Genomic DNA, 1,638 nt, shown 5'->3' with positions numbered 1-1,638 from the left:
AAGATGCTTTTAGCTAAACAAACTTCAATATCATTTTCCACTTTAGCAGAAACCTTCAATGATTTGGCGATTGGGTACGGTGGTTTTAGGGATGCATATAACTTCACCAACGAGCATTGCGGATTCTTCAAAAACAACGATCTTGATGGCGATCAAAAAAGAGAACCGATTTAATATTAACCCTCAATCACCATACTGGCTGAGCCAAGCCCGCCTTTTTCGCGTCCCGTCAGGGCGCCCGTTCCTGCACCAATGCTGCCTAATGCGAAGGACGTTGATGCATTTGCATAGGCTTCTGTGCCCAATGACCGGTAGGGGTTGTCGGCCCAGTTTTTGTCGCCGCCGTTGAGTAAATCAAACAGGATCGCCCCTGGCACAAGAGGGACGCGCGCGTCCCCGACTGCGTATCCGCGACCGTCCGCATAAAGTGCGTCCATTACCCCCGAACACGCATCCAAACCAAAAGCAGACCCGCCCGACAAAACCAACGCATCTACCGCAGCCACAGTTTTATCAGGTGCAAGAAGGTCCGTTTCACGCGTACCAGGCGCACCGCCCATCACATGCACAGACGCAGTGAACGATGCATCCGCGCAAAGCACTGTGCTTCCTGATTTAAGGGTGTCATCTTGGGCGTTGCCGACTTTTAGTCCAGCTACATCGGTGATAAGATTAAGGGGACCGGTCTGCATGTTTCGCCTCATTTGATGTGCGGGAAGGAAGGGTCGGCGCAGCGGCCAGTAACGCGCGGGTATAGGGGTGTTTGGGGGACGTATAGACGTTTTCTGTCATGCCTTGTTCTACAATTTTGCCATCTTTCATCACCATCACGCGGTCCGTAATTGTCCGAACAACCGATAGATCGTGGCTGATGAAAAGATAGGCCAAATCGCGCGTGCGACATAGATCAGCCAATAGATCGAGCACCTGAGCGCGGACAGACACATCTAGCGCCGAGACGGCCTCATCGAAAATGATCAATTCGGGCTCAATAATTAGTGCGCGTGCGATGGCCAAACGCTGACGTTGCCCGCCTGAAAATTCGTGAATGTATTTCTGCGCATCGTCAGTGGCCAGACCCACATCGGTGAGGGCTTTGGCAACTGCCGTCTCGCGGGCTTGTCCGACCGGAGGGCGGTCCAGCAGGTGAAATGGCTCGGTGATCAGGCGCTCTACTTTGTGGCGGGGATTAAAGCTGCCGTAGGGATCTTGAAAGACCACCTGCATTTTGCGCCGGACCTTATGGTTCGGAGACTTGCCCGCAAAAACAGGCTCCCCGTCCAGGGTGATCCGTCCTGACTGCACATCCTCTAAGCCCAATATGGCGCGGGTCAGGGTGGACTTGCCGCACCCGCTTTCACCAACCAACCCAACTCTTTCGCCGCGGTTCAATTGAAAACTTACATCGCTTACAGCGCGGTGCTGGCCGCGCCTTCCGAACAGTCCTGTGCGGGCAGTAGGATAGTCGCGGACAACGCCTTCGACGGACAAAAGTGGTTGCGTTTTCTGCAAAGCAGGCAGGTTAACCTGATGGGTAGAGGCGGCCAAAAGTGCTTTGGTGTAGGGGTGCTGCATGTTTTGGAAAATGCGTTGCGTTTCACCCGCTTCAACAACTCGGCCGTTTTGCATGACAACAAT

Annotated in this window: 1 protein-coding gene and 1 pseudogene; both read right to left on the bottom strand. The window is 53.6% G+C overall.

Translation table 11 applies throughout. From position 1 onward, the window contains the following. Positions 1-185: 185 nt before the first annotated feature. Positions 186-692 (bottom strand): annotated as a pseudogene (locus NIG5292_RS14370) (P1 family peptidase); the annotation flags it as partial. After that, on the bottom strand, positions 673-1,638 hold a 966-nt coding region (locus NIG5292_RS14365; protein ID WP_048600219.1), incomplete at its 5' end, for an ATP-binding cassette domain-containing protein. The gene NIG5292_RS14365 and the pseudogene NIG5292_RS14370, both read right to left, overlap by 20 nt.

The organism is Nereida ignava, from assembly GCF_001049735.1.
In the GTDB taxonomy this organism is placed as follows: domain Bacteria; phylum Pseudomonadota; class Alphaproteobacteria; order Rhodobacterales; family Rhodobacteraceae; genus Nereida; species Nereida ignava.
Note: the sequence above shows the minus strand (reverse complement) of the source record. Positions and strands in the feature narration are given on the sequence as shown.